The organism is Rhodococcus sp. NPDC060086, assembly GCF_042730275.1.
GTDB lineage: Bacteria > Actinomycetota > Actinomycetes > Mycobacteriales > Mycobacteriaceae > Rhodococcus.
This window is the reverse complement of record NZ_JBHWWZ010000093.1, coordinates 1,550-3,422: the sequence shown is the minus strand read 5'-3', so window position 1 is coordinate 3,422 and position 1,873 is coordinate 1,550. Positions and strand designations below refer to the sequence as shown.

The 1,873-nt window shown below is 55.8% G+C and carries 1 rRNA gene (only partly in view); it reads right to left on the bottom strand.

From position 1 onward, the window contains the following. A 23S ribosomal RNA gene (locus tag ACFWB0_RS25450) occupies positions 1 to 1,719 on the bottom strand; its annotated part reaches 1,439 nt to the left of the window's first position; the annotation flags it as partial. Positions 1,720 to 1,873 lie beyond the last annotated feature (154 nt).

Below are 1,873 nucleotides of genomic sequence, written 5' to 3'. Positions count from 1 at the left end.
CTCGCCCTACAGGCTTACACCGGCTATTCCACCAGCCGGCCCAGCTACCTTCCTGCGTCACCCCATCGCTTGACTACTACCACCGAAGGTCCCGTGCATCCACACCCGCATCCCCCGAAGGGAACACGAACGCTTCAGGACGGTTAGTACCGATGATTCATCAGGGGCGCGTTCACACGGGTACGGGAATATCAACCCGTTGTCCATCGACTACGCCTGTCGGCCTCGCCTTAGGTCCCGACTCACCCTGGGCGGATTAACCTGGCCCAGGAACCCTTGGTCATTCGGCGGACGAGTTTCTCACTCGTCTTTCGCTACTCATGCCTGCATTCTCACTCGCGTGGCCTCCACAACTAGTTCACACTGCTGCTTCCACGGCCACACGACGCTCCCCTACCCATCCACACCACTGCACACCATCCCGCAGGACAATGCGTGTGTTATGCGAATGCCGCGGCTTCGGCGGTGTACTTGAGCCCCGCTACATTGTCGGCGCAGGACCACTTGACCAGTGAGCTATTACGCACTCTTTCAAGGGTGGCTGCTTCTAAGCCAACCTCCTGGTTGTCTCAGCGATCCCACATCCTTTTCCACTTAGTACACGCTTAGGGGCCTTAGCCGGCGATCTGGGCTGTTTCCCTCTCGACTACGAAGCTTATCCCCCGCAGTCTCACTGCCGCGCTCTCACACTCTGGCATTCGGAGTTTGGCTGACGTCAGTAACCTTGTAGGGCCCATCGGCCATCCAGTAGCTCTACCTCCAGAGTGAAACACGCGACGCTGCACCTAAATGCATTTCGGGGAGAACCAGCTATCACGGAGTTTGATTGGCCTTTCACCCCTACCCACAACTCATCCCCTCAGTTTTCAACCTAAGTGGGTTCGGGCCTCCACGACGTCTTACCATCGCTTCACCCTGGCCATGGGTAGATCACTCCGCTTCGGGTCTAGAACATGCCACTACGACGCCCTATTCGGACTCGCTTTCGCTACGGCTACCCCACACGGGTTAACCTCGCGACATGCCACTAACTCGCAGGCTCATTCTTCAAAAGGCACGCCATCACCCCCAGTAGACCAAACTACTCGAAGGCTTTGACGGATTGTAAGCGCACGGTTTCAGGTACTATTTCACTCCCCTCCCGGGGTACTTTTCATCTTTCCCTCACGGTACTAGTCCGCTATCGGTCACCAGGGAGTATTCAGGCTTATCGGGTGGTCCCGACAGATTCACACCGGATTTCACGGGCCCGGTGCTACTTGGGTATTCACATCAACAGTCACCATGTTTTCGTCTACGGGACTCTCACCCTCTACGACAGGCCGTTCCAGACCACTTCGACTAACACAATGATTTCTTACTGTTGGCCGGCTCAGCAGCGCCGACACAATGAACCCCACAACCCCACAAGTGCAACCCCTGCCAGGTATCACACACCCATGGTTTAGCCTCTTCCGCGTTCGCTCGCCACTACTGACGGAATCACATGTTGTTTTCTCTTCCTGTGGGTACTGAGATGTTTCACTTCCCCACGTTCCCTCCACACCGGCTATATATTCACCGGCGGGTAACACGACATCACTCGTGCTGGGTTTCCCCATTCGGAAATCCTCGGATCACAGCTCGGTTGACAGCTCCCCGAGGCATATCGCAGCCTCCCACGTCCTTCATCGGCTCCTGGTGCCAAGACATCCACCGTACGCTCATAAACACTTACAACAAAGATGCTCGCGTCCACTGTGCAGTTCTCAAACAACACACAACAACCCCTACCGGAACCCACCCACAGGTGAAGAACTTTCATCGGTCATCGTCGCTGATCAAACACAAACAACGTGTTCTCTCAGGACCCAACAGTGCACCGATATAACCC